The sequence below is a fragment of the Nonomuraea sp. NPDC049655 genome (genome assembly GCF_044465465.1).
Lineage (GTDB): Bacteria > Actinomycetota > Actinomycetes > Streptosporangiales > Streptosporangiaceae > Nonomuraea.
The window spans coordinates 488,757-506,726 of the sequence record NZ_JBITLS010000002.1; the positions used below are offsets into that span (position 1 = coordinate 488,757).

The 17,970-nt window shown below is 70.4% G+C and carries 21 protein-coding genes; 9 read left to right on the plus strand and 12 right to left on the minus strand.

Features of this window, described 5'->3' with window-relative positions; genetic code table 11:
- Positions 1-44: 44 nt before the first annotated feature.
- The 4 genes from ACIBQ6_RS07580 to ngcE all read right to left on the minus strand — a co-directional run bounded on the left by ACIBQ6_RS07580 (position 45) and on the right by ngcE (position 3,896).
- Positions 45-584 (minus strand): superoxide dismutase family protein, encoded by a 540-nt coding sequence (locus ACIBQ6_RS07580; protein ID WP_358288133.1) that lies wholly within the window; start codon positions 582-584, stop codon positions 45-47.
- 87 nt (positions 585-671) lie between these two features.
- Positions 672-1,526 (minus strand): carbohydrate ABC transporter permease, encoded by an 855-nt coding sequence (locus ACIBQ6_RS07585; RefSeq protein ID WP_352326101.1) that lies wholly within the window; start codon positions 1,524-1,526, stop codon positions 672-674.
- Positions 1,526-2,443 (minus strand): sugar ABC transporter permease, encoded by a 918-nt coding sequence (locus ACIBQ6_RS07590; RefSeq protein WP_352352001.1) that lies wholly within the window; start codon positions 2,441-2,443, stop codon positions 1,526-1,528. The genes ACIBQ6_RS07585 and ACIBQ6_RS07590 overlap by 1 nt, the downstream gene beginning before the upstream one ends.
- Positions 2,444-2,447: 4 nt before the next feature.
- Positions 2,448-3,896 (minus strand): N-acetylglucosamine/diacetylchitobiose ABC transporter substrate-binding protein, encoded by a 1,449-nt coding sequence (gene ngcE, locus ACIBQ6_RS07595; protein WP_397210658.1) that lies wholly within the window; start codon positions 3,894-3,896, stop codon positions 2,448-2,450.
- Positions 3,897-4,050: 154 nt separating this feature from the next.
- Between ngcE and ACIBQ6_RS07600 the strand changes: the two genes are divergently transcribed.
- Positions 4,051-5,316 (plus strand): alkyl sulfatase dimerization domain-containing protein, encoded by a 1,266-nt coding sequence (locus ACIBQ6_RS07600; RefSeq protein WP_397210659.1) that lies wholly within the window; start codon positions 4,051-4,053, stop codon positions 5,314-5,316.
- Positions 5,317-5,400: 84 nt separating this feature from the next.
- Here the strand turns inward: ACIBQ6_RS07600 and ACIBQ6_RS07605 are convergent, their stop codons facing one another.
- Entirely contained in the window at positions 5,401-6,351 is a 951-nt protein-coding gene (locus tag ACIBQ6_RS07605) for a hypothetical protein (protein WP_397210660.1), read from the minus strand.
- Positions 6,352-6,437: 86 nt separating this feature from the next.
- Complete coding sequence (locus ACIBQ6_RS07610; protein WP_358288148.1) at positions 6,438-6,980, minus strand: sigma-70 family RNA polymerase sigma factor; 543 nt, start codon at positions 6,978-6,980, stop codon at positions 6,438-6,440.
- 93 nt (positions 6,981-7,073) lie between these two features.
- Here ACIBQ6_RS07610 and ACIBQ6_RS07615 point away from each other — a divergent pair, with 93 nt between their 5' ends.
- Positions 7,074-7,523 carry an NUDIX hydrolase gene (locus tag ACIBQ6_RS07615; RefSeq protein ID WP_397210661.1) on the plus strand — a complete coding sequence of 150 codons (450 nt, stop codon included), beginning with the start codon at positions 7,074-7,076 and terminating at the stop codon, positions 7,521-7,523.
- 9 nt (positions 7,524-7,532) lie between these two features.
- Here the strand turns inward: ACIBQ6_RS07615 and ACIBQ6_RS07620 are convergent, their stop codons facing one another.
- From ACIBQ6_RS07620 to ACIBQ6_RS07635, 4 genes are all read right to left on the minus strand, one after another.
- The gene (locus ACIBQ6_RS07620) at positions 7,533-7,871 is read right to left on the minus strand and encodes a hypothetical protein (RefSeq protein WP_397210662.1); all 339 of its coding nucleotides are present in this window, start codon (positions 7,869-7,871) and stop codon (positions 7,533-7,535) included.
- Positions 7,868-8,728, minus strand: coding sequence for a hypothetical protein (locus ACIBQ6_RS07625; protein WP_397210663.1), 861 nt, complete (start codon positions 8,726-8,728; stop codon positions 7,868-7,870). Before ACIBQ6_RS07625 ends, ACIBQ6_RS07620 begins: the two co-directional genes overlap by 4 nt.
- 181 nt (positions 8,729-8,909) lie before the next feature.
- The gene (locus tag ACIBQ6_RS07630; protein WP_397210664.1) at positions 8,910-10,124 is read right to left on the minus strand and encodes an aminotransferase class III-fold pyridoxal phosphate-dependent enzyme; all 1,215 of its coding nucleotides are present in this window, start codon (positions 10,122-10,124) and stop codon (positions 8,910-8,912) included.
- Positions 10,121-11,041, minus strand: a complete 921-nt coding sequence (locus ACIBQ6_RS07635) for a carbohydrate kinase family protein (protein ID WP_397210665.1) — start codon at positions 11,039-11,041, stop codon at positions 10,121-10,123. Before ACIBQ6_RS07635 ends, ACIBQ6_RS07630 begins: the two co-directional genes overlap by 4 nt.
- A gap of 71 nt (positions 11,042-11,112) precedes the next feature.
- Here ACIBQ6_RS07635 and ACIBQ6_RS07640 point away from each other — a divergent pair, with 71 nt between their 5' ends.
- On the plus strand, positions 11,113-11,697 hold the full coding sequence (locus tag ACIBQ6_RS07640; RefSeq protein ID WP_357998699.1) for a TetR/AcrR family transcriptional regulator: 585 nt from the start codon (positions 11,113-11,115) through the stop codon (positions 11,695-11,697).
- Between the two features lie 50 nt (positions 11,698-11,747).
- A complete protein-coding gene (locus tag ACIBQ6_RS07645; RefSeq protein ID WP_387670789.1) occupies positions 11,748-12,386 on the plus strand; it encodes a class II aldolase/adducin family protein in 639 nt (212 codons plus the stop codon).
- A 23-nt stretch (positions 12,387-12,409) separates the two neighbouring features.
- Here ACIBQ6_RS07645 and ACIBQ6_RS07650 read toward each other — a convergent pair whose 3' ends face one another.
- Positions 12,410-13,978, minus strand: coding sequence for a DUF885 domain-containing protein (locus ACIBQ6_RS07650; RefSeq protein WP_397210666.1), 1,569 nt, complete (start codon positions 13,976-13,978; stop codon positions 12,410-12,412).
- A gap of 23 nt (positions 13,979-14,001) precedes the next feature.
- Here ACIBQ6_RS07650 and ACIBQ6_RS07655 point away from each other — a divergent pair, with 23 nt between their 5' ends.
- Complete coding sequence (locus ACIBQ6_RS07655) at positions 14,002-15,219, plus strand: DUF4032 domain-containing protein (protein WP_387670792.1); 1,218 nt, start codon at positions 14,002-14,004, stop codon at positions 15,217-15,219.
- Here ACIBQ6_RS07655 and ACIBQ6_RS07660 read toward each other — a convergent pair.
- The gene (locus ACIBQ6_RS07660) at positions 15,213-15,815 is read right to left on the minus strand and encodes an NAD(P)H-binding protein (protein ID WP_358288173.1); all 603 of its coding nucleotides are present in this window, start codon (positions 15,813-15,815) and stop codon (positions 15,213-15,215) included. The two genes, ACIBQ6_RS07655 and ACIBQ6_RS07660, sit on opposite strands and share 7 nt — an antisense overlap.
- Before the next feature lie 54 nt (positions 15,816-15,869).
- On the opposite strand from ACIBQ6_RS07660, the gene ACIBQ6_RS07665 reads away from it, so the two are divergent.
- The 4 genes from ACIBQ6_RS07665 to ACIBQ6_RS07680 all read left to right on the plus strand — a co-directional run bounded on the left by ACIBQ6_RS07665 (position 15,870) and on the right by ACIBQ6_RS07680 (position 17,964).
- Positions 15,870-16,220: a helix-turn-helix domain-containing protein gene (locus ACIBQ6_RS07665; protein WP_358288175.1), complete on the plus strand. Its 351-nt coding sequence runs from the start codon at positions 15,870-15,872 to the stop codon at positions 16,218-16,220.
- A 137-nt stretch (positions 16,221-16,357) separates the two neighbouring features.
- Positions 16,358-16,732: a roadblock/LC7 domain-containing protein gene (locus tag ACIBQ6_RS07670; protein WP_397210667.1), complete on the plus strand. Its 375-nt coding sequence runs from the start codon at positions 16,358-16,360 to the stop codon at positions 16,730-16,732.
- A 3-nt stretch (positions 16,733-16,735) separates the two neighbouring features.
- On the plus strand, positions 16,736-17,560 hold the full coding sequence (locus tag ACIBQ6_RS07675) for a DUF4388 domain-containing protein (RefSeq protein ID WP_397210668.1): 825 nt from the start codon (positions 16,736-16,738) through the stop codon (positions 17,558-17,560).
- Positions 17,561-17,592: 32 nt separating this feature from the next.
- Positions 17,593-17,964, plus strand: coding sequence for a roadblock/LC7 domain-containing protein (locus ACIBQ6_RS07680; protein ID WP_358288181.1), 372 nt, complete (start codon positions 17,593-17,595; stop codon positions 17,962-17,964).
- Positions 17,965-17,970 lie beyond the last annotated feature (6 nt).

Genomic DNA, 17,970 nt, shown 5'->3' on the forward strand with positions numbered 1-17,970 from the left:
GGACCTCCACAATATGTAATTGTGTAATTATGCACGCCTTTCGGCTAGTGCAGCGTCAGGCAGGCCACCCGAGGGCCCGCCTCGCCCGCGTGGGCGCCGCTCTTCTTCGTGGCCTTGGCGTGGATGACCAGCGACTTCGGCAGGGCGGCGGGGTCGAGGCTCCAGGGATGGCGGGCCGTCGAACGGCCCGCGCCCGACCCGTCGGTGGTGACGTCGAGCCAGATCTCGCTGGCCGGGTCGGCGTGGCCGGGGTTGTGCTGGTAATGGCCGCCCGCGGCGTCGGGGTCGGCGCCGCAGGGCGCGGTGTGCAGGTGGGCGCCGTAGTGGTGGCGGGGCAGGAAGCCCTCCACGACCAGCGAGGTGCGGGTCTCGCCGCCGGTGGACTCGGCCGTGAGGCTGGCCTGCGCGCCCTCGGGGGCCAGGCGGCGGTCGTAGGCGATCGCCGCGGTGTCGCCGGAGGTGAACTCACCGCCGCCGCTCAGCTCGGGCGCGCCCGGCGGGCTCGGCTTGGTGACCTCCTGGAGCGGCGCCGGCGGCCCGGCGCAGGCGGCGGCCGTGAACAGGACGAGCAAGAGTGCGGGCACGCGCATGAGGGACCCTCCGGGTGTGCTGGCGGAAGGTCCCTCACTCTAACGAGTAGCCGTACGGCTACACGCCGTGTTCGGTGAAACTCACTTCAGCGCCCCCGAGCTGAGCCCGGACTGGATCTGCCGCTGGAAGATGATGTAGACCACCATCACCGGCAGGATCGTCATGCTCAGCGCGGCGAACAGGCCCGGCCAGTCCGCCTCGTAGCCGGCCCTGGTGGAGATCCGGGCGATGCCGAGCGTGAGCGGCCACTTGTCCGGCGCGCCGCCCATGAGCGCCAGGGGCAGCAGGTACTGGTTCCACTGCCCCAGCACGTTGAAGATCGTGATGCTGACCAGGCCGGGCTTGGCCATCGGCACCATGATCTGGAAGAACGTCCTGGTGTGCGAGGCGCCGTCGATCAGCGCCGCCTCGGCGACCGCCTCGGGCAGGGTGCGGAAGAACGCGGCCAGGAAGAAGATCGTGAAGGGCAGCGAGTACGCGATGTAGACGATGATCAGGCCGATGTGCGAGTCGAGCAGCCCGAACTGCTTGACGACGAAGAACAGCGGCCCGAGCGCCAGGAAGATGGGGAAGGCGAGCCCGGCGACGAAGTAGTAGTAGATCAGCTTGCCGCCGAGGAACTTGTAGCGGGCCAGCACGTACGCCGCCATCGAGCCGAACAGCATCGTGCCCGCCGTGCCGAAGAACACGACGATGACCGTGTTGAGCATGTACTGCCCGACGTGCGCCTTGTCCCAGGCCCGGCCCCAGGCGTCCAGCCGCAGCGCCCCGGGGAGCTGGAGCGGGTCGCCGAAGATCTCGGTGTTGCTCTTGAACGAGGCCAGGAACGTCCACAACAGCGGCAGGATGATCAGCAGGGCCCAGACGGCCAGGGCGACATGGGAGAGCCCGCTCAGCACGCCGGGCCGCGGCCTGCCCGCTCCACGCGAAGCCATCAGAGCTCAACCCTTTCACGCCTGGTCGTGCGGAGCGTCAGCACGGCGAACGTCACGGTCAGGAAGAACAGCACCACGCCCATCGCCGAGGCGTAGCCGACCTTGTGGTAGTCGAAGGCGGTCTTGTAGATGGTGATGGGCAGGATGGTGGTGGCCCCGTCGGGCTCGCCCCGGTCGCCCGCCAGCACCTGGATCAGCGCGAAGCCGTCGAAGGCGGCGATCCCCAGGTAGATCCAGCCGACCTGGAGGGTGTCGCGCAGCAGCGGCAGCGTGATGGAGAAGAACAGCCGCACCCGGCCGGCCCCGTCGATCGAGGCGGCCTCGAAGTAGTCCTTGGGGATGGCGGCCATGCCCGCGGAGAACAGCACCACGTAGAAGCCGACCGCCTGCCAGACCATCACCGCGATGATCGACCAGAGCGCGAGGCCCGGCTCGGTGAGCCAGCCGATCGGCTCGGACAGCCCGAGCCTGGCCAGCGTGCCGTTGATCACACCGTCCTCGTCGGGACGGTAGATGGCCTGGAACAGCACGCCGACCACGGCCACGGCGAGAACCTGGGGGAAGAAGAACACCACCCGGTAGAAATTCGACCCCCACACCCCGCGCATTCCCGCGCCGCGGGTGCCGCCGCCGAGATTCAGCAGGAACGACAGGAACAAGGCGATGACGATCGTCAGGAGCGGCAGCACCAGCAGGAGAATTCCGTGATTGCGCAGGGCCTGCCAGAAATTGTCGTCCTCGAACAACCGGCCGAAATTGTCCAGCCCCACGTATCGGACGACCGAGCTGACGCCGTTCCAGCTCGTCAGCGAGAGCTGAAAAGCCTGCACATATGGGCTGATCACGAAGACCGTGTAAAGCGTGACCGGGACGGCCAGGAACCCGATGACGAATCCGTACTTGCGCAACCGCTCCATGTGCTCAGGCGCTCCGCGTCTGCTTGGTGACGGAGTCGTCCTTCTTGACGTCGTCGGCCTTCTTCTGCATGCGCTCGCAGAACTCGTCGGGGGTGATGCGGCCGGACATCAGGACGTTGGTCTGCTCCCAGCCGTAGTCGAACAGCTCCTTGTACCAGCCCTCGAACCGGGCGTCGGTGATGATGTTCTCGCCGGCCGCCTCCTGCGCCTTGGCGGCGCTGACCAGGCCGGGCGGGAACTCGGAGCTGTCGGCGGCGCCGGTCACCACCGTGAGGTTGTTGGTCTTCTTGGTGAAGCCCGCCGCGCCCTCCTTCGACAACATGATCCGCAGGTACTCCAGGCCGCCCTGCGGGTTCTTGCCCTTCGCCGCGACGACGAAGTTCTCGCCCACGCCGACCTGGATCGCGCCGTACGGCATCTTGTCCGAGGCGGTGACGTCGGGGATGGGGGCCAGGGCGTACTCGAAGTCGAGCGGGATGTCCTTGGTCATCTCGTTCTCCAGCCAGGAGCCGCAGGGGTAGAACAGCACCTTGTTCTGCAGCTGCTTGACCTGGGTCTGGGTGTGGTCGAGGCCCAGGTACGCCTTGTCGCCGTACTTCTGCTGGACGTCCAGCCAGGCGGTGACCGCCTGCTTGACCGCCTCGCTCTTCCAGGCGTTGTCGACGAGGTTGTCGATGTCGATGATGACCTGGTTGCCACCGATCTTGGCGGCCGTGTAGAGGACGTTCCAGAGCTGGTAGTACGGGCCCTTCTTGCCGGGATAGGCGAAGAGCACGACGCCTTCCTTCTTGGCCGTCTCGCCGAGCGCGGTGAACTCGGCCCAGGTCTTCGGCACGCTCCAGCCCTTGGCGGCGAACAGCTTGGCGTTGTACCACAGCGCCCGGTGGGAGACGGTGTAGTTGAGCACCAGGTCCTTGCCGTCGAGCTTGCCGTTCTGCAGCACGAGGGGCGTGATCGTGTCGCGGACCTTCTTGGACGGGTCGTCGAAGGAGGGCGCGTCGTAGAGCGGGGTCAGGTCGGCCAGGTGGCCCTCGGTGGCCAGCGCGGCCAGGTCGAGCGCCTCGGGGCCGGAGTTGTTGATCACGTCGGGCATGTCGTTGCCGACGATGCGCGGCCGGAGCTGGGTGCCGATCTGCTGGGTGGCGGTGTGCTTGACCGTGACGCCGGCGTGGGCCTTCTTGTACAGCTCTTCGTGCAGGTCCTTGGCGTAGGAGTCGCCGTAGCCGCCGCTGAAGATGACCACTTCGAGCGGCTTCTTGACGTCGACGCCGAAGGGGTTCTTGGGGTCCGCCGACGCCGCGATCGACGTGGCGGGCGCCGCCGAGGGCTGGTCGCCGCCACCGCCGCTGGTCGCGCAGGCGCTCAGCAGGCTCGCGCCGGGCCCGGCCACGAGCGCGGTCAGGCCGATGCGGCGGAGCAGCTGACGCCGAGTGATCTCGCCCGGGTGGGTCATGGGGGCTCCCGAAGAGGATTCAGTTAGGAAAGTTTCCTAAACGTTTGCCCGAACGTACGAATGCCCGCCGACACGCGTCAAGGGGGCGCAATCGAGACGTGACCTTGCCGTGATCCCTTGCCTAGAACGACGTTCTAGAAGCAGGGTGGGTCACATGATTATCGAGTACGCGGACCGGGTGTGGCGCGGCGAGTCTGACGACAGCATCGTGGACACCGGCATGGAGGGCAAGGGCGTCCAGACCGTGACGGAAGGCGTGGGCTGGTGGGCCGGGTTCGGCAACGCGATCGCCTTCGAGACCGAGGGCGAGCTGCTGCTCTTCGACACCGGCGGGCCGTGGGCCGCCGGACGCCTGCACGAGGACGTCCGCCGCTGGTCCCGGGCGCCGCTGACCACCGCGTTCTACTCACACGGGCACATCGACCACGTCTTCGGCACGGGACCGTTCGAGGAGTCGGGCCCTCGGGCCACGATTTACGCCCATCAGGCGGTGATCGATCGGTTCGACCGCTACCTGCTGACAAATGGTTACAACACGGTGATCAACCAGCGGCAGTTCCAGAACACCCGCCTGCGCTGGCCCGCCGACTACCGGCGGCCCGACGTCACCTACACCGACGCGCTGACCGTACGGCGCGGCGGGCTGACCTTCGACCTGCTGCACGCCAAGGGCGAGACCGACGACGCCACCGTCGGCTACGTGCGCGAGCACCGGCTGCTGCTGCCCGGCGACCTGTTCATCTGGGTGACGCCCAACTGCGGCAACCCCCAGAAGGTGCAGCGTTACCCGCGCGAGTGGGTGCACGCGCTGCGCCGGATGGCGGCCCTCGACGCCGAGATCATGCTGCCCAGCCACGGCGCGCCCGTCTTCGGCGCCGACCGCGTGCGGCAGGCGCTGCTGGAGACGGCCGAATGGCTGGAGTCGATCATCACGCAGACGCTCGACCTGCTCAACGCGGGCGCCCGGCTGGACGAGATCGTGCATTCGGTGAAACCCTCCGAGCGCCATTCCGACCGGCCCTATCTGCGGGCCCGCTATGACGAGCCGGAATTCGTCGTACGGAATCTCTGGCGCCTTTACGGCGGCTGGTACGACGGCAATCCGGCCAATCTCAAACCGGCCCCCGAGGCGGTGCTGGCCAAATCCGTGGCGGAACTCGCGGGCGGGCCGCACGCGCTCGCCGACGCGGCGCTCAAAGCCCTTTCCGAGGGCGACGAGCGGCTCGCCGGACATCTCGCGGAAATGGCCGCGCTGGCCGCTCCTGACGACTCGGGAGTACACGGGGTCAGGGCCCAGGTTTTCGCCGCCCGAGCGGCCGGCGAACAGTCGTTGATGGCGAAGGGCATTTTCACCTGGGCGGCCGCGGAATCCGCGGCCCGGACGGACGGGGAAACCCCGGCGCCCCTCGAAGGCGCATAGACGCCGCCGAGGCCGGTGCCGGGGTTCGCCGGACTCAGCCGGGGTTCGCCGGGGTTCGCCGGAGTCAGCCGGGGTTCGCCGGAGTCAGGGACGGGCCCAGCCCTTCTGCGGGCGGGCGGCCCGCGGAAGGGAGTCCTTGGGGACGTCGGCGGAGGCCACAGCGGTCACCTGGACCGTGTCCGAGGCGACCTTGATCGCGCTGTCGACGATCCAGTCGTCCTTGACGTGCTGCGCGGCCACTTCGTAACCGCTGCCGCTGCCGTCGGGGTTCGACCACATCACCTCGTACTCGATCTTGAGACCGCGGCGCGACAGCTCGGCCCTGGCGTGCGAGACGGGCTTGCCCACGAGCTTGACGCCCGCCACGCCGTCAGCGGCGATGCCCACCGTGCTCGGCGCGCCGGCGGCGTACCGTTCACCGGGCTCGGCCGGGCGGCCGATCGCGAAGATGACCTTGCCCCGGTACCCGGTCGGCATGGAGATCGTGCCGCACCACACCGACGCGCAGTTCTCGACGCTGCGAACGGTCACGCCGGTCCCCGGTGGGAAGTTCCCGGGGGTGGCGGGGCCGAACAGCATGCCCGCGTACTCGGGCGCGACCGGGATCTTCTCCACCGTGGCGTCCAGGCCGACGGCCCTGAACGCCTCGGTGTAGGCCGCCGCCTCCGCCTCGGGGTCGGTGATGACGACGTCGATGTAGTCGTCGCCGGTCTTGACGGTGACGGCGGCGTTGGCGTACTCGGTGACCGGGCCGAAGATCGGCAGCGTGACGGCGAGCACGGCGGCCAGCCCGGCCGCCACCGCCCCCAGCAGGAACATCTTGCGCGGCGCCCTGCGGCGCGGGCGCGCGACGGGCTCGCGCCCCTCGGTGGTGATCGGCTCGGACGTGATCGACTTCATGAGCGCCCGCGCCCCCGCGCCGGACGCCTGCCCGGCGGGCACGCCCGCCAGCTCCTCGTCGCGCACCCGGGCGAGATCGGCGATGTTCACAACGAGCTCCTTGCCGCGCCTGCGCGCGGGATCGGCGACGTTCACAACGGGCTCCTTGTCGCGCCCCCTCGCGGGATCCGGGACGTCCACAACGGGCTCCCCGCCGCGCCCGCTCGCGGGATCCGGGATGTTCACAACGGGCTCCCTTCGAGGGCGACGGCCTGTGTGCGCTCGACCCCGGCCTCGGTCAGGCGGCGGGCGAAGCGCCGGCGGGCCCGGTACAGGCGGACCCGTACGGCGTTGCGGGTGATGCCGAGGGCGGTGGCGATCTGGCCCGTGTCCAGCTTCTCCCAGGCGACCAGGGCGAGCAGCTCCCGGTCGTCGTCGGAGAGCGTCTTGAACGCCCGGGCCAGCGGCGACAGGTCCTCGACGGACGGCCCGGCGACCACGGGTGCGGCGGCCAGTTCCGCCCGTAACGCCTCGGTGCGCCGCTCGTGGCGGCGCTCACCGCGCCGATGGTTGGCCAGCACCTTCCTGGCCACGCCGTACAGCCAGAGCCGGGCCTCCTCCCCGCTCGGCACCTCCTCGATGCGCCGCCACGCGATCATGAACGTCTCGGCCACCACGTCGGCCGCGTCGTCGGGGTCGGGGCAGCGGCGCAGCGCGTAGCCGAGCAGGGGTCTGTAGGAGAATGCATAGATCTCCTCGAACCGGCTCTCGGGATCGGCTCCCATCCGGTCTCCTTACGTGAGCATCAACAACACTCACCCCATGTCCGGATTTTTGGCAGCATTACAGCTCTTGGCGGGAGGAGTCGGTTTTTGACGGTGAATCGCATCGTAGGCGTCGGCGTGCTGCTCACGGACCCGGACGGGCGCGTGCTGCTCGGCGAGCGGGTGAAGGCGGGCGAGCCCCTGTCGTGGTGCCTGCCCGGCGGGGCGGTGGAGCCCGGCGAGACCTTCGAGGCGGCGGCCGTCCGCGAACTGGCCGAGGAGACCGGCATCCGCGACGCCGGACCGCCGGTCGTCACCGGCATGGCCCTGGACCACCCGGAGGGAGCCGTACGGGTGACGGCGGCGGTCGCCATGCTCCGGGGCGCCGACGCTCCGGCGGTGACCGAGCCGCACGTCTTCCGTTCATGGCAGTGGTTCCCGTACGACGGGCTGCCGTCCCCGCTGTTCCCGGCGACCGCCCTCGTCCTGGCCGTCCCGGCCTCCGGCTCCGGCTCCGGCGACGGGCTCTACAGGATCACGCCGCCGCCCGTCGCCCGGCCGTGATCCCGGCCGTCAGGAGAAGACCTGCTGGAGAGATCGTCCGGCGTTCGCGCGGACGGTCCAGGCCACGAGGTGGTCGACCTCGGTACAGGCATCGATCCGCTCACGGACGTCGTCCGGCACCTCGATCCCACGCTCGGCCAGCAGGCTCTTGAGCACACACTTCATGCCCGCCAGCCGAGCACGCTCCACGTACTCCTCCTTGTAGTTCTCTCCGTAGCCCTCCTCGTAGCCCGCCATGAAGGCCAGCAAGCCGAGCATCCATTCGGGCGCCCAGTCAGCCACCGTGCGGCGCTGCTTGTACGCCTCGCGAACGCAAGGACGGTAGACCGGCCAGTTGATGGACGTCATGGTCTCCTCTCGAACGCCGATTGCCGTGAACGAGACAGGACGATCAGAACCTGGACCGGGTGCACCTGAGTACCCGGCGCCAAGTGCGTCAGCCGTCCGAATCGTCGAACAGGTCGCGGGCGGACTGAACACTGCTCGCGCGAACGGTCCAGTGCATGAGCAGGTCGACGTCGGTACAGGCATCGACGCGCGCGCGAACGTCCTCGGGGACATCGATTCCACGCGCGTCCAGCAGATACAGCACGATTCTCCGTGCGGTCTCCTGACTGCCCTCTGCGTAACCCACTGCGTGGCCCCTGCCGAAGTGTTGGTGGGCGAAGCGGCTGTGGCCCGGCCAGTCGGTGGACGCCATGATCTCCTCCAAGATGCGACGCGAACGCCTCGATGACCTTCCGCTCACGCCCGTGGATCATGACGGACATGACCGCGAGTTCGAGGTGGGCGGCGGCCTCTTGCGGGTCGGTGATCGCCGGTACGTCGTCGGGGCCCAGCACGTACGCCTGGAGGCGGTAGCCGGTAAGCCCGGTGTCGATCGGCTGAGAGTAGGAGGCGGCGGCTCCCCGGTCTGGACAGACGACCAGGACTGTCACGTCGCAGCGCAGCATCAGCCACTGCGCGGCGGCGTAACGGGCCAGTTGCCGGGGGTCTTTGGACTTGTCCTGCTGGATCTCCACGATGATCGCGTGCGCGGGGCTCTGCGGCGGGCCGAGCACGATGCCGAGGTCCGGCTCGATGTCGTCGGAAGGCCGGGTGTTGAACAGGCGGTCCTCCTGCCGGACCAGCGAGGTGGAGGGCAGGTCGACGCCCATCAGGGCACGCAGGATCTCCACCGCCACTTGAGGCCGGTCGGCGAACATCTGTCTGAGAGCGTCATGTCGGGGGGACGGCATGACACTTATCGTCACACGGCGAGCGCGTAGTGTGACCATCGTCCAGAGCCGAAAGCGCCGTTCGCGGCGAGGTGAAGGCGCCATCCAGGGTGGGGTTCCGCAGGCCCACCCGGTGACCGGGCGAACGGGTGGGCCGTTCGGGTGAGGGTCAGGCGAAGTGGGTGCGGGTTTCGGTGAAGGCTTGGTCGGTGGCTTCCAGGGCGCGGGCCACGTCCTGCTCCGTCAGGGCCGCCGACATGAACCAGTTGTGCCACGGGTGCAGGTACACCCCGTGCCGCAGGCAGGCGTCGCTCCAGTACAGGGCCGTGGACAGGTCGGCGTCGCCGTCGAAGCTGAGCCACGGGATGGTCACCGGGCCGGTCTGGTTCACGACGAAGCCGTGGGACTTGGCCTGGGCGTACAGGCCCTCCCTGAGCTGGGTGCCGGCGCGTTCCATGGCGGCGATGCCGTCGGTGTCGCGCAGGGTCTCGATGGTGGCCTTGGCGGCGGCCATCGCCACGGCCGAGAACCAGAAGGAACCGGTCGTGTAGAGGGTCTGGGCGGCGCCGCGCAGGGCGTCGGTGCCGGTGACGGCGGCGATCGGGTAGCCGTTGGCCATGGCCTTGGACCAGGCGGTCAGGTCGGGGCGCACCCCGTACGGCTCCCACGACCCCCGCAGGTCGATCCGGAACCCGGCCCGCACGTCGTCGATCACCAGGGCCGCCCCGATGCGGTCGGCCAGGGCGCGGGCGCCGCGCGCGAAGGCGGGCTCGACCAGCTCCTGGTCCTCGAAGGAGTCGTGCTTGAAGGGGGTGCAGATGATCGCCGCGACGTCGCCCTCGACGGTGGCGGCGGCGGCCTCCAGGGACTCCAGCGAGTTGTAGGTGAACTCGACCAGGTCGGCGCGCTCATTCGGGGTGGTGCCGGCGGTCGAGGGCGTGCACCAGGGGTCGGCGCCGTGGTACGCGCCGTGCGCCATCAGCACCTTCGTGCGCCCGGTGGCGGCGCGGGCGACCATGAGCGCCTGGGTGGTGGCGTCGGTGCCGTTCTTGGAGAACATCGCCCAGTCTGCGCTCGGCACGGTGTCGACCAGCAGCTCGGCCAGCTCCACCATGATCGGCCCTGGGCCGTTGAGGCAGTCGCCGAGCGCGAGCTGGCGGGCTGCGGCCTCCTCGACGCGCGGGTGCCGGTGCCCGAGCACGACCGGTCCCCAGCTGCACATGAGGTCGATGTACTCGCGTCCGTCCACGTCCCACTGGCGGCAGCCCTCGCCGCGCTGGAAGAACTGGGGGTAGCCGGGGGCGAAGATGGCCGCGTTGAGGTGCCCGTACATGCCGCCGGGGACGACCTTCAGCGCGCGTTCGCGGAGTTCGGCGTCAGTCATGCGAGAGTCCTTACGGTGGATTCGAGGTCGGTGAGGCCGGCGTCGGAGCCGAGCCCGGTGGCCACGCGGGCCGCGGCGGCGGTGCCCCAGCGGGCGGCCTCCGGCACGTCGCGGCCGTGCAGCAGGCCGGTCAGGAAGCCGGCGCAGTACGCGTCGCCGCACCCGGTCGTGTCGGCGACCTCCGTCTCCAGCGCCGGCACCCGCTCGGGCCCGCCGCCGGAGGTCAGCACGAGGCTGCCGGCCGCGCCGAGGGTGACGAGCACGCCCTTGGGGCCGTCGGCGAGCAGGGTGGCGGCGGCGGTGGCCACGTCGGGGTCGCCGGTCATGAGCAGTGCCTGCGACTCGTTGGGCAGCACGTAGTCCACGTGGGGCAGGAACGCGCGGGCCATCGCCAGCAGGTCGGGCAGCTCCGACAGCAGGTCCATCGTGACGATCGCGCCGGCCGCGCGCACCTCGTCCAGGAGGGCGAAGAAGGCGGGGTCGCCCAGGCCGAAGGTGACGTCCATGCCGCCCAGGTGGATCGCGCGGGCACGGCGCAGGACGTCGGGGTCCAGGTCGGCGAGGGTGACGCCGAGGTTGGCGCCGGGCACGTGGAAGCTGGGCCGGCCGCCGTCGGGGCGGATGGGCAGGATCGAGGCGGCGGTCTGCTCGCCGGCCCTGCGGACCAGGCGGGAGGCGTCCACACCGCGTTTGGTGAGGACGGCCACCAGGAAGTCGCCGAGCTCGTCGTCCCCGATCGCGCCCATGGTGATCACCTCGTTGCCGAGTTTGACCAGGTCCACGGCCGTTCCGGCGGCGGCGCCGGCGGCGGTGAGGCGGATCTGCTCGACGAGTACGGTGTCCTGGCCCTCGGGGATGCGCTCGACGGGCCTGGCGAGGATGTCGACGATGTGCACGCCGACAGTGGCGACGGTCATGGACTAAATAGACAGACGTCCGAATAAAAAGTCAATATGGTGGGAGTCGCCGCGAGAAGAGGGGGATCCCGATGCCGAAGATCGTCGATCACGATGAGCGCAGGGCCGAGGTCCTGTCGGCGGCCCGCAGGGTGATCGTCAGGGACGGCATCGACGCCGCCACCACCAGGGCCATCGCCAAGGAGGCCGGCTACTCCAACGGCGTGCTCGCGCACTACTTCGCCGACAAGGACGAGATCCTGCTCTCGGCGCTGAGCCAGTCGCACCAGCGCATCAGGGAGCGGCTGACGCGCAAGGTCGAGGGCGTCACGGGCCTGGCCGCCCTGCGCGAGCTGCTGCTGGACAACCTGCCGCTGGACGCCGAGCGCACCCAGGAGAGCCGGCTGGAGGTCAGCTTCTGGAGCCGCAGCCTGGCCTCGGACCGGCTGGCGGAGGTCCAGCGGGCCGAGGCCGACGAGCTGCGCGCCGCCGTACGGGAGCTGCTGGGCCAGGCCCGCGCGGCCGGCGAGGTGCGCGCGGACGGCAGCCTCGACGACCTCGCCGAACACCTGCTCGCCCTGGTCGACGGCCTCAGCCTGCACCTGCTCCTCTACCCGGGCCGGCTCACCCGCGTCGACCTCGAACGGCTCATGCTCCAGGCGCTCGACCGCCTCTGACCACGACAACCGCTGGAAGTATTTCGGACGACCGACTACTCTGCCCACCCATGAGCCTCCGCGAGCAGTTGTGCGAGTACGGCAGGCGCGCCGTCGAGCTGGGCCTGGTCATCGGCACCTCGGGCAACCTGAGCGTGCGCCGGGGCGACCAGGTGGCGGTCACCCCCTCCGGTGTGGCGCTCGACCGGCTGACCCCGGAGGCGTGCCCGATCGTGGACCTGGAGGGGCACCTGGTCGAGGGCGAGCTCCAGCCGTCGTCGGAGACCCCCATGCACCTGGCCGTCTACCAGGCCACGGGCACTCAGGCGATCGTGCACACGCACTCGGTGTTCGGGACGGTCGTGGCCACGACGATGACCGAGCTGCCGCCGGTCCACTACAACGCGCTGCTGCTGGGCGGCGTGGTCAAGGTCGCCGAGTACGCCACCTACGGCACGCCCGAGCTGGCCGCCAACGTGCGGGCGGCGCTGGCGGGCAAGCAGGCCGCCCTGATGGCCAACCACGGCGGGGTGACCATCGGGGCGACGATGGAGCAGGCGTTCGAGGCCACCCGCCTGCTGGAGTGGCTGTGCGAGGTCTACGTGCGCGGGCTGGCCGTGGGCAGGCCGGCGGTCCTGACCGACGAGCAGCTCGCCGCCGTCGTGGACCGCGCGGCCAACCCGCCGGCGTTCCCGCGCCGCCCGAGCTAGCCCGGGGAGCGCGAGCGGGCCGGTCAGGCCAGCGCGGCCTGTTCGGCCAGGCCCAGCGGCAGGCCGCCGGAGCCGGCGATCCGGTCGTGGAACTCGCGCAGCGACCCGGTGAACGACTCCCGGATGCGGTCGATCTCGATGGCCCCCGTCAGGTACGACGGCGCCTGCGTCGGCCAGGCGCAGTAGCGGTTCACCTCGCCCCGGGCGGTGCCGGGCGACAGCGACGCCTTGGTGGCCATGAAGGTCTCGGCCTCCTCGATCGACATGTCCTCGCAGTGCAGCGCGGTGTCCACGATGATCCGGGCGGCGCGGAAGAGGCGGAAGTCCAGGTGGGCCAGCTCGGTGGCGGGGGTGTCGAAGTAGCCCTGCTCGTGCAGCACCTTCTCGACGTACAGGGCCCAGCCCTCGGTGAAGTACGGCGTCCTGAAGACCTTGCGGACGGTACGCGGGTTGTCCGCCATGTACGACAGGTGCCAGTGATGCCCGGGATAGGCCTCGTGCACGGCGATCGAGGGCATCTGGGCGCGCGCGTTGGTGCGCAGGCGCTGGCGTACCTGCTCCTCGGTGAAGTCGTCGGGGGTGTAGGGGACGAAGAAGATGCCCGTGCGCGAGCTGCTGAGCGGCGGCGGCGCCAGGTAGTGGGCGACGTACAGCACCGGGCGGGCGTACTCGGCCGAGGGCAGGACCTCGCACTCCTCCCCCTCGGGGAAGGTGACCAGCCCGCGCTCGCGGACGAACTCGCGGGCCCGCCTGGTCTCGGCCTCGTACTCGGCCCGCATGTCCGCCAGGGTCGGCGGGTGGTCGTCCATGAGGGACTCCATGGCGGCCCGCCAGTCCTCGGCGCCGGTCATGCCGAGGGCGACCCGGCGCATCCGGGCGTCCAGGTCGGCCCAGGCGGCCCTGCCCTTCTGGTGCAGTTCGGCGGCGCCGTACGTGAGCATCTCGCGCTCGCGCAGCAGGGTGGAGTAGAGCTTCTCCCCCATCCGCCAGGTGCCGCCGCACTGGAAGCCTTCGAGGAAGGACACCAGCGCGTCGAACGCGTCGGCGGCGGGTTCGGCGGCCTCGGCCAGCCGGGCGCGCAGCGTCTCGTCGCCGACCATCGCGGGGAGCGTGCGGGTGAGGAAGTTGCGGCCCGTACGGGCCTGGTTGAGCCCGCGCGTGACCAGCAGCGGCGCGGCGAGGTCGGGGTCCAGGTTGGCCTGGCAGGCGGCCAGCACGCCGGGCACCTCGGCCAGGCGGGAGATCGCGGCGGCGACCAGTTCGGGCTCCGGCTTGAGCCGCTGCTGGAAGGCGTTGAACAGCGACCCGAAGACGGCCGAGAGGTACAGGCCCGGGTTGCGCCGCCACTCGGGCCAGGATTCGAGCGCGACCGAGCCCCTCAGCTGGGACAGGACCAGGTCTCTGTCGATGGCGTCGTCGAGCGAGTCGGCCGGGGCGTCGGAGAGGCGGTCGATCCAGCGGATCTCTTCCCGGGCTCTGTTCTCCCAGGCGGAGGCGGTGAAATCGCCGAGGGTGTGGTCGTAGCCGTCGGCTCCCAATTGGCTGGCGACGACGGGACGGTCGGAAAAGTACCAGTTGAGAAACTCGTCCACCTACGCACCATATCCTGACGTTCATGCCCCTGCAGATCACTGGCGCGCTAGGCGACCCCGACCTCATCCGGCTCCCCTGGGACGTCCCGCTGGCCGACTGGCCCAAGCATCATCTGGTCGATCTGCCGCGCGGCATCTCCCGCCACGTCGTGCGGTTCGCCCGGCTCTCCGGCAAGGTCTACGCGATCAAGGAGATCAGCGAGCGGTACGCCAGGCGCGAGTACCAGCTCCTGTGGGACCTGGCCAGGCTGGACGCCCCGGCCGTCGAGCCCGTGGCGTACGTGACCGGCCGCGACGAGGGCCTGGACGCCGCGCTGATCACCCGGCACCTGCAGTTCTCGCTCCCCTACCGGGCCGTGATGTCCGGCACCCTGCGCCCCGACACGCTCACCCGCCTGCTCGACGCGCTCGCCGTGCTGCTGGTGCGCCTGCACCTGAACGGCTTCTACTGGGGCGACTGCTCGCTGTCCAACACGCTCTTCCGCCGGGACGCCGGCGCCTTCGCGGCCTACCTGGTGGACGCCGAGACCGGCGAGATGCACCCGATGATCAGCGAGGGCCAGCGGCTGACCGACATCGACGTCGCCCACACCAACATCTTCGGCGAGATGCTGGACCTGGAGGCCGGCGGGCTGCTGCACCCGTCGATCGACCCCATGGAGACCGCCGAGGACATCGTCACCCGCTACCACCGCCTGTGGGCCGAGATCACCGACAGCGAGATCATCGACGAGGTCGACTGGCACCGCGTGGAGCAGCGCATCCGCCGCCTGAACCTGCTCGGCTTCGACGTCGCCGAGATGATGGTGCGGCGCAAGGTCGGCACCGGCCGCCTGATCGTCCGGCCGAAGGTGGTGGACGCCGGCCACCACCAGCGCCGGCTGATCAGGCTGACCGGGCTCGACGTGGAGGAGAACCAGGCGCGGCGGCTGCTCAACGACCTGGACGGCTACCGGGTCGCCAAGGGCCTGCGCCACGAGGACGAGGCCATCGTCGCCCACCGCTGGCTCGCCGAGGTGTTCCACCCGACGGTCGACGGCATCCCCGCCGAGCTGCGCGGCAAGCTGGAGCCCGCGCAGCTCTTCCACGAGATTCTCGACCACCGCTGGTACCTGTCGGAGACGGCGGGCGGCGACGTCGGGCTGGCCACGGCGGTGAAGTCGTACGTGGACAACGTGCTGGTGCACAAGCCCGACGAGAAGGCGCTGCTGCCCGACGACCCGGACGAGGACGATCAGTAGGCGACCGTGATGCGGGTGCGCGGGTGGGCGTGCTCCTCCAGCTCGTCGGCGATCGCCACCGCGTAGTCCTCGGCGGTGATGAAGCTGCGGCCGTCGGCGTCGCTGAGCAGGTCGTCGCGGCCGATCCGGTAGACGCCGGTGCGCTCGCCGGGCGCGATCTCGGCGGCCGGTGAGACGTAGGTCCAGTCGAGGTCGGTCACCTCCCGGTAGAGCCCGAGCGCGGCCCGCGCGGCCCTGGCCTCCTTCTTGTAGATCTCCGGGAAGCCGGGCGTGTCGACCAGGTCGAGGCCGGGGCCGGCCTTGAGGCTGCCCGCGCCGCCCACGACCAGCACCCGGCTCACCCCGGCGGCGCGCAGGCCGTCGATGAGGGCGCGGTTGGCGGCCAGGAACGGCGGCTCGGGCTCGGTGCCGTCACGCGGCGGGGCGATGGCGCAGACGACGGCGTCGTAGCCCTCGGCGAGCGTGGCGGCGTCGTGGACGTCGCCCTTGACGGGACCGCGGCGGCTGACACCGGTGACGTCGTGGCCGCGGCCGGTGAGTTCGGTGACGATGCGCTGGCCGATCATTCCGGTCGCGCCGAACACGAGGATCTTCATGAGAAGCACAGTATCCAATGGATACTGGTTACTTCATCGTGCTATAAGTACCTTATGGATACCGGTGATGCCTTCGACCCGAACTGCCCGACTCGGCTGGTCCTCGACCGGATCGGCGACAAGTGGTCGGTGCTGGTGCTGCTCAGCCTCAGCGACGGGCCGATGCGCTTCACCGTGCTGCGCGGGCGGATCGGCGGGGTGACGCCGAAGGTGCTCACCCAGACGCTGCGGGCCATGGAGCTGGACGGGCTGATCACCCGCGAGGTCTTCGCCGAGGTGCCGCCGCGGGTGGAGTACGCGCTGACCGACCTGGGCCGCTCGCTGCACGCGCCGATCTCGGTGGTCGCGCGGTGGGCCGAGGAGAACGTGCACGAAATGCTCCGCCATCGTGAAAAAACCTCGTGAATTGATCATATTTCCGCACGAGTGATGCTTTTCTTCGTCCTGGCCGTATAAAAACGTATCCCTCGGTAAATCGCCTGCCTTCTGGTCTCTTGTGGCCCCCTACGCTTTCCCCGTCCCACGACGGAGGGAGGCTCGCGGTGCTGGGAGTGGACACCTGCCTGGCGGAGGTCATGTCGATACCGGGCGCGCTCGACGCCATGCTGGTCGACGGCACGAGCGGCATGGCGGTCGCCTTCAGCAGCGTGTCCGGCGTGGACGCCGACAGGTCCGCCGCGGCGCTGACCGAGGCGCTGCGCGCCACGACCGACGGGCTGACCCGGACGTGTCCCGGCGAGATCGTGCGCATCGACGACATGCTCGTCACCACCGACCGGGGGCACCACCTGCTCCGGCTGCTGGAGACGGTCTTCGAGGGGCCGCTGGTCATCTACGTCCGCCTCGACCCGGAACGGTCGAACCTGGCCCTGGCCCGTTACCGCCTGCGGGCCATCTCCGACCTGCTGACCACCTGAGCCATGGCCGCGCTCGACTCACTCCTCGCCGGACTCGCCCGCGAACGCGCGACGGGGGCGCTCCGCGTGGGCCGGAACGGCACGATCTACCTGTCGGACGGGCGCGTGACGTACATGGAGTGCGCCCAGACGCCGGGCGTCGAGCGGCTGTTCGCGGCCAGGGGGCGGGTGCCGGAGTCGGCCCTGCGCGCCCTGCAGGCCGACGGCGGCCGCGCCCGCCTGCTCCAGGACGGCCCCGTCACGTTGGCCGAGCTCCAGTACGCCGTGCTCGGCGTGGTCCAGGACGCCGCCTTCTTCCTGCTGCCGGTGACCGGCGTGCGGCCGAAGTTCCGGCCCGGCGAGGAGCACTGGCTGGGCGGGCAGTGGTTCTTCGACGTCCAGGAGCTGGTGCGGGAGTCCGCCCGCCGCCGGGAGCAGCTGGCCGGCATCTGGCCCTCGCCGGAGGTGGACACCCAGCCCGTGCGGCCGGTCCCGCGCCTGCCCGGACACGGGGTGGCGCTCAGCCAGGTGCAGTGGGAGGTCGTCGTACGGGCCGACCACAAGGCGACCCCGCTGGAGCTGGCCCGGCACCTGGGCCGGTCGGGCTACTCGGTGCTGGTGGCCGTCAGGAGGCTGGCCGCCGCCGGCCTCCTCGTCCCGCCGGACCCGGCACGGCCCGCGCAACCCCGTCCGGACGACGGGGAGGCGCTGCCCAAGCGGGTGCCGGGCGCGGTGGCAGCTCCCGCCGGGAACGGGCGGGCGGGGGCCGCCGGGCCGGTGCCGACGGGCGATCCGACCGATCTGACGCTGCTGCTGCGGCTGAAGAAGGCGCTGGAGGAGATGCCGTGAGGTTCCCCTCACGACGCGGGAGGAGGCCACCCGTGGAGCTACGGCAAGAGGTCCTGGCGGAGATGGAGCTCCTGCGCGGCCGCACGCCGGACGTCACCGGCAGCGTCGCGTGCACCGTCGACGGCCTGCGGATCGCCTGCGACCTGCAAGGAGACACCGGCGAGCAGGTGGCGGCGCTGTCGGCGGCGCTGCTCGCGATGAGCGGCCGGATGCTGACCATGGCGGGCCGCGGGGCGTTCGAGGAGACCCTCGTGTCCGGCACCGCCGGGTTCGTGGCCTTCTACGCCGCGGGCCCCACGATCGTCCTCACGGTTCTGGCGGGACCCGGCGCCAACGTCGGGCTCCTCCGGCTGGAGGGCAGGAAGACGGCGGCCTCCGTGGCCGCCGTGGCACGCAAGCACTGACCATCC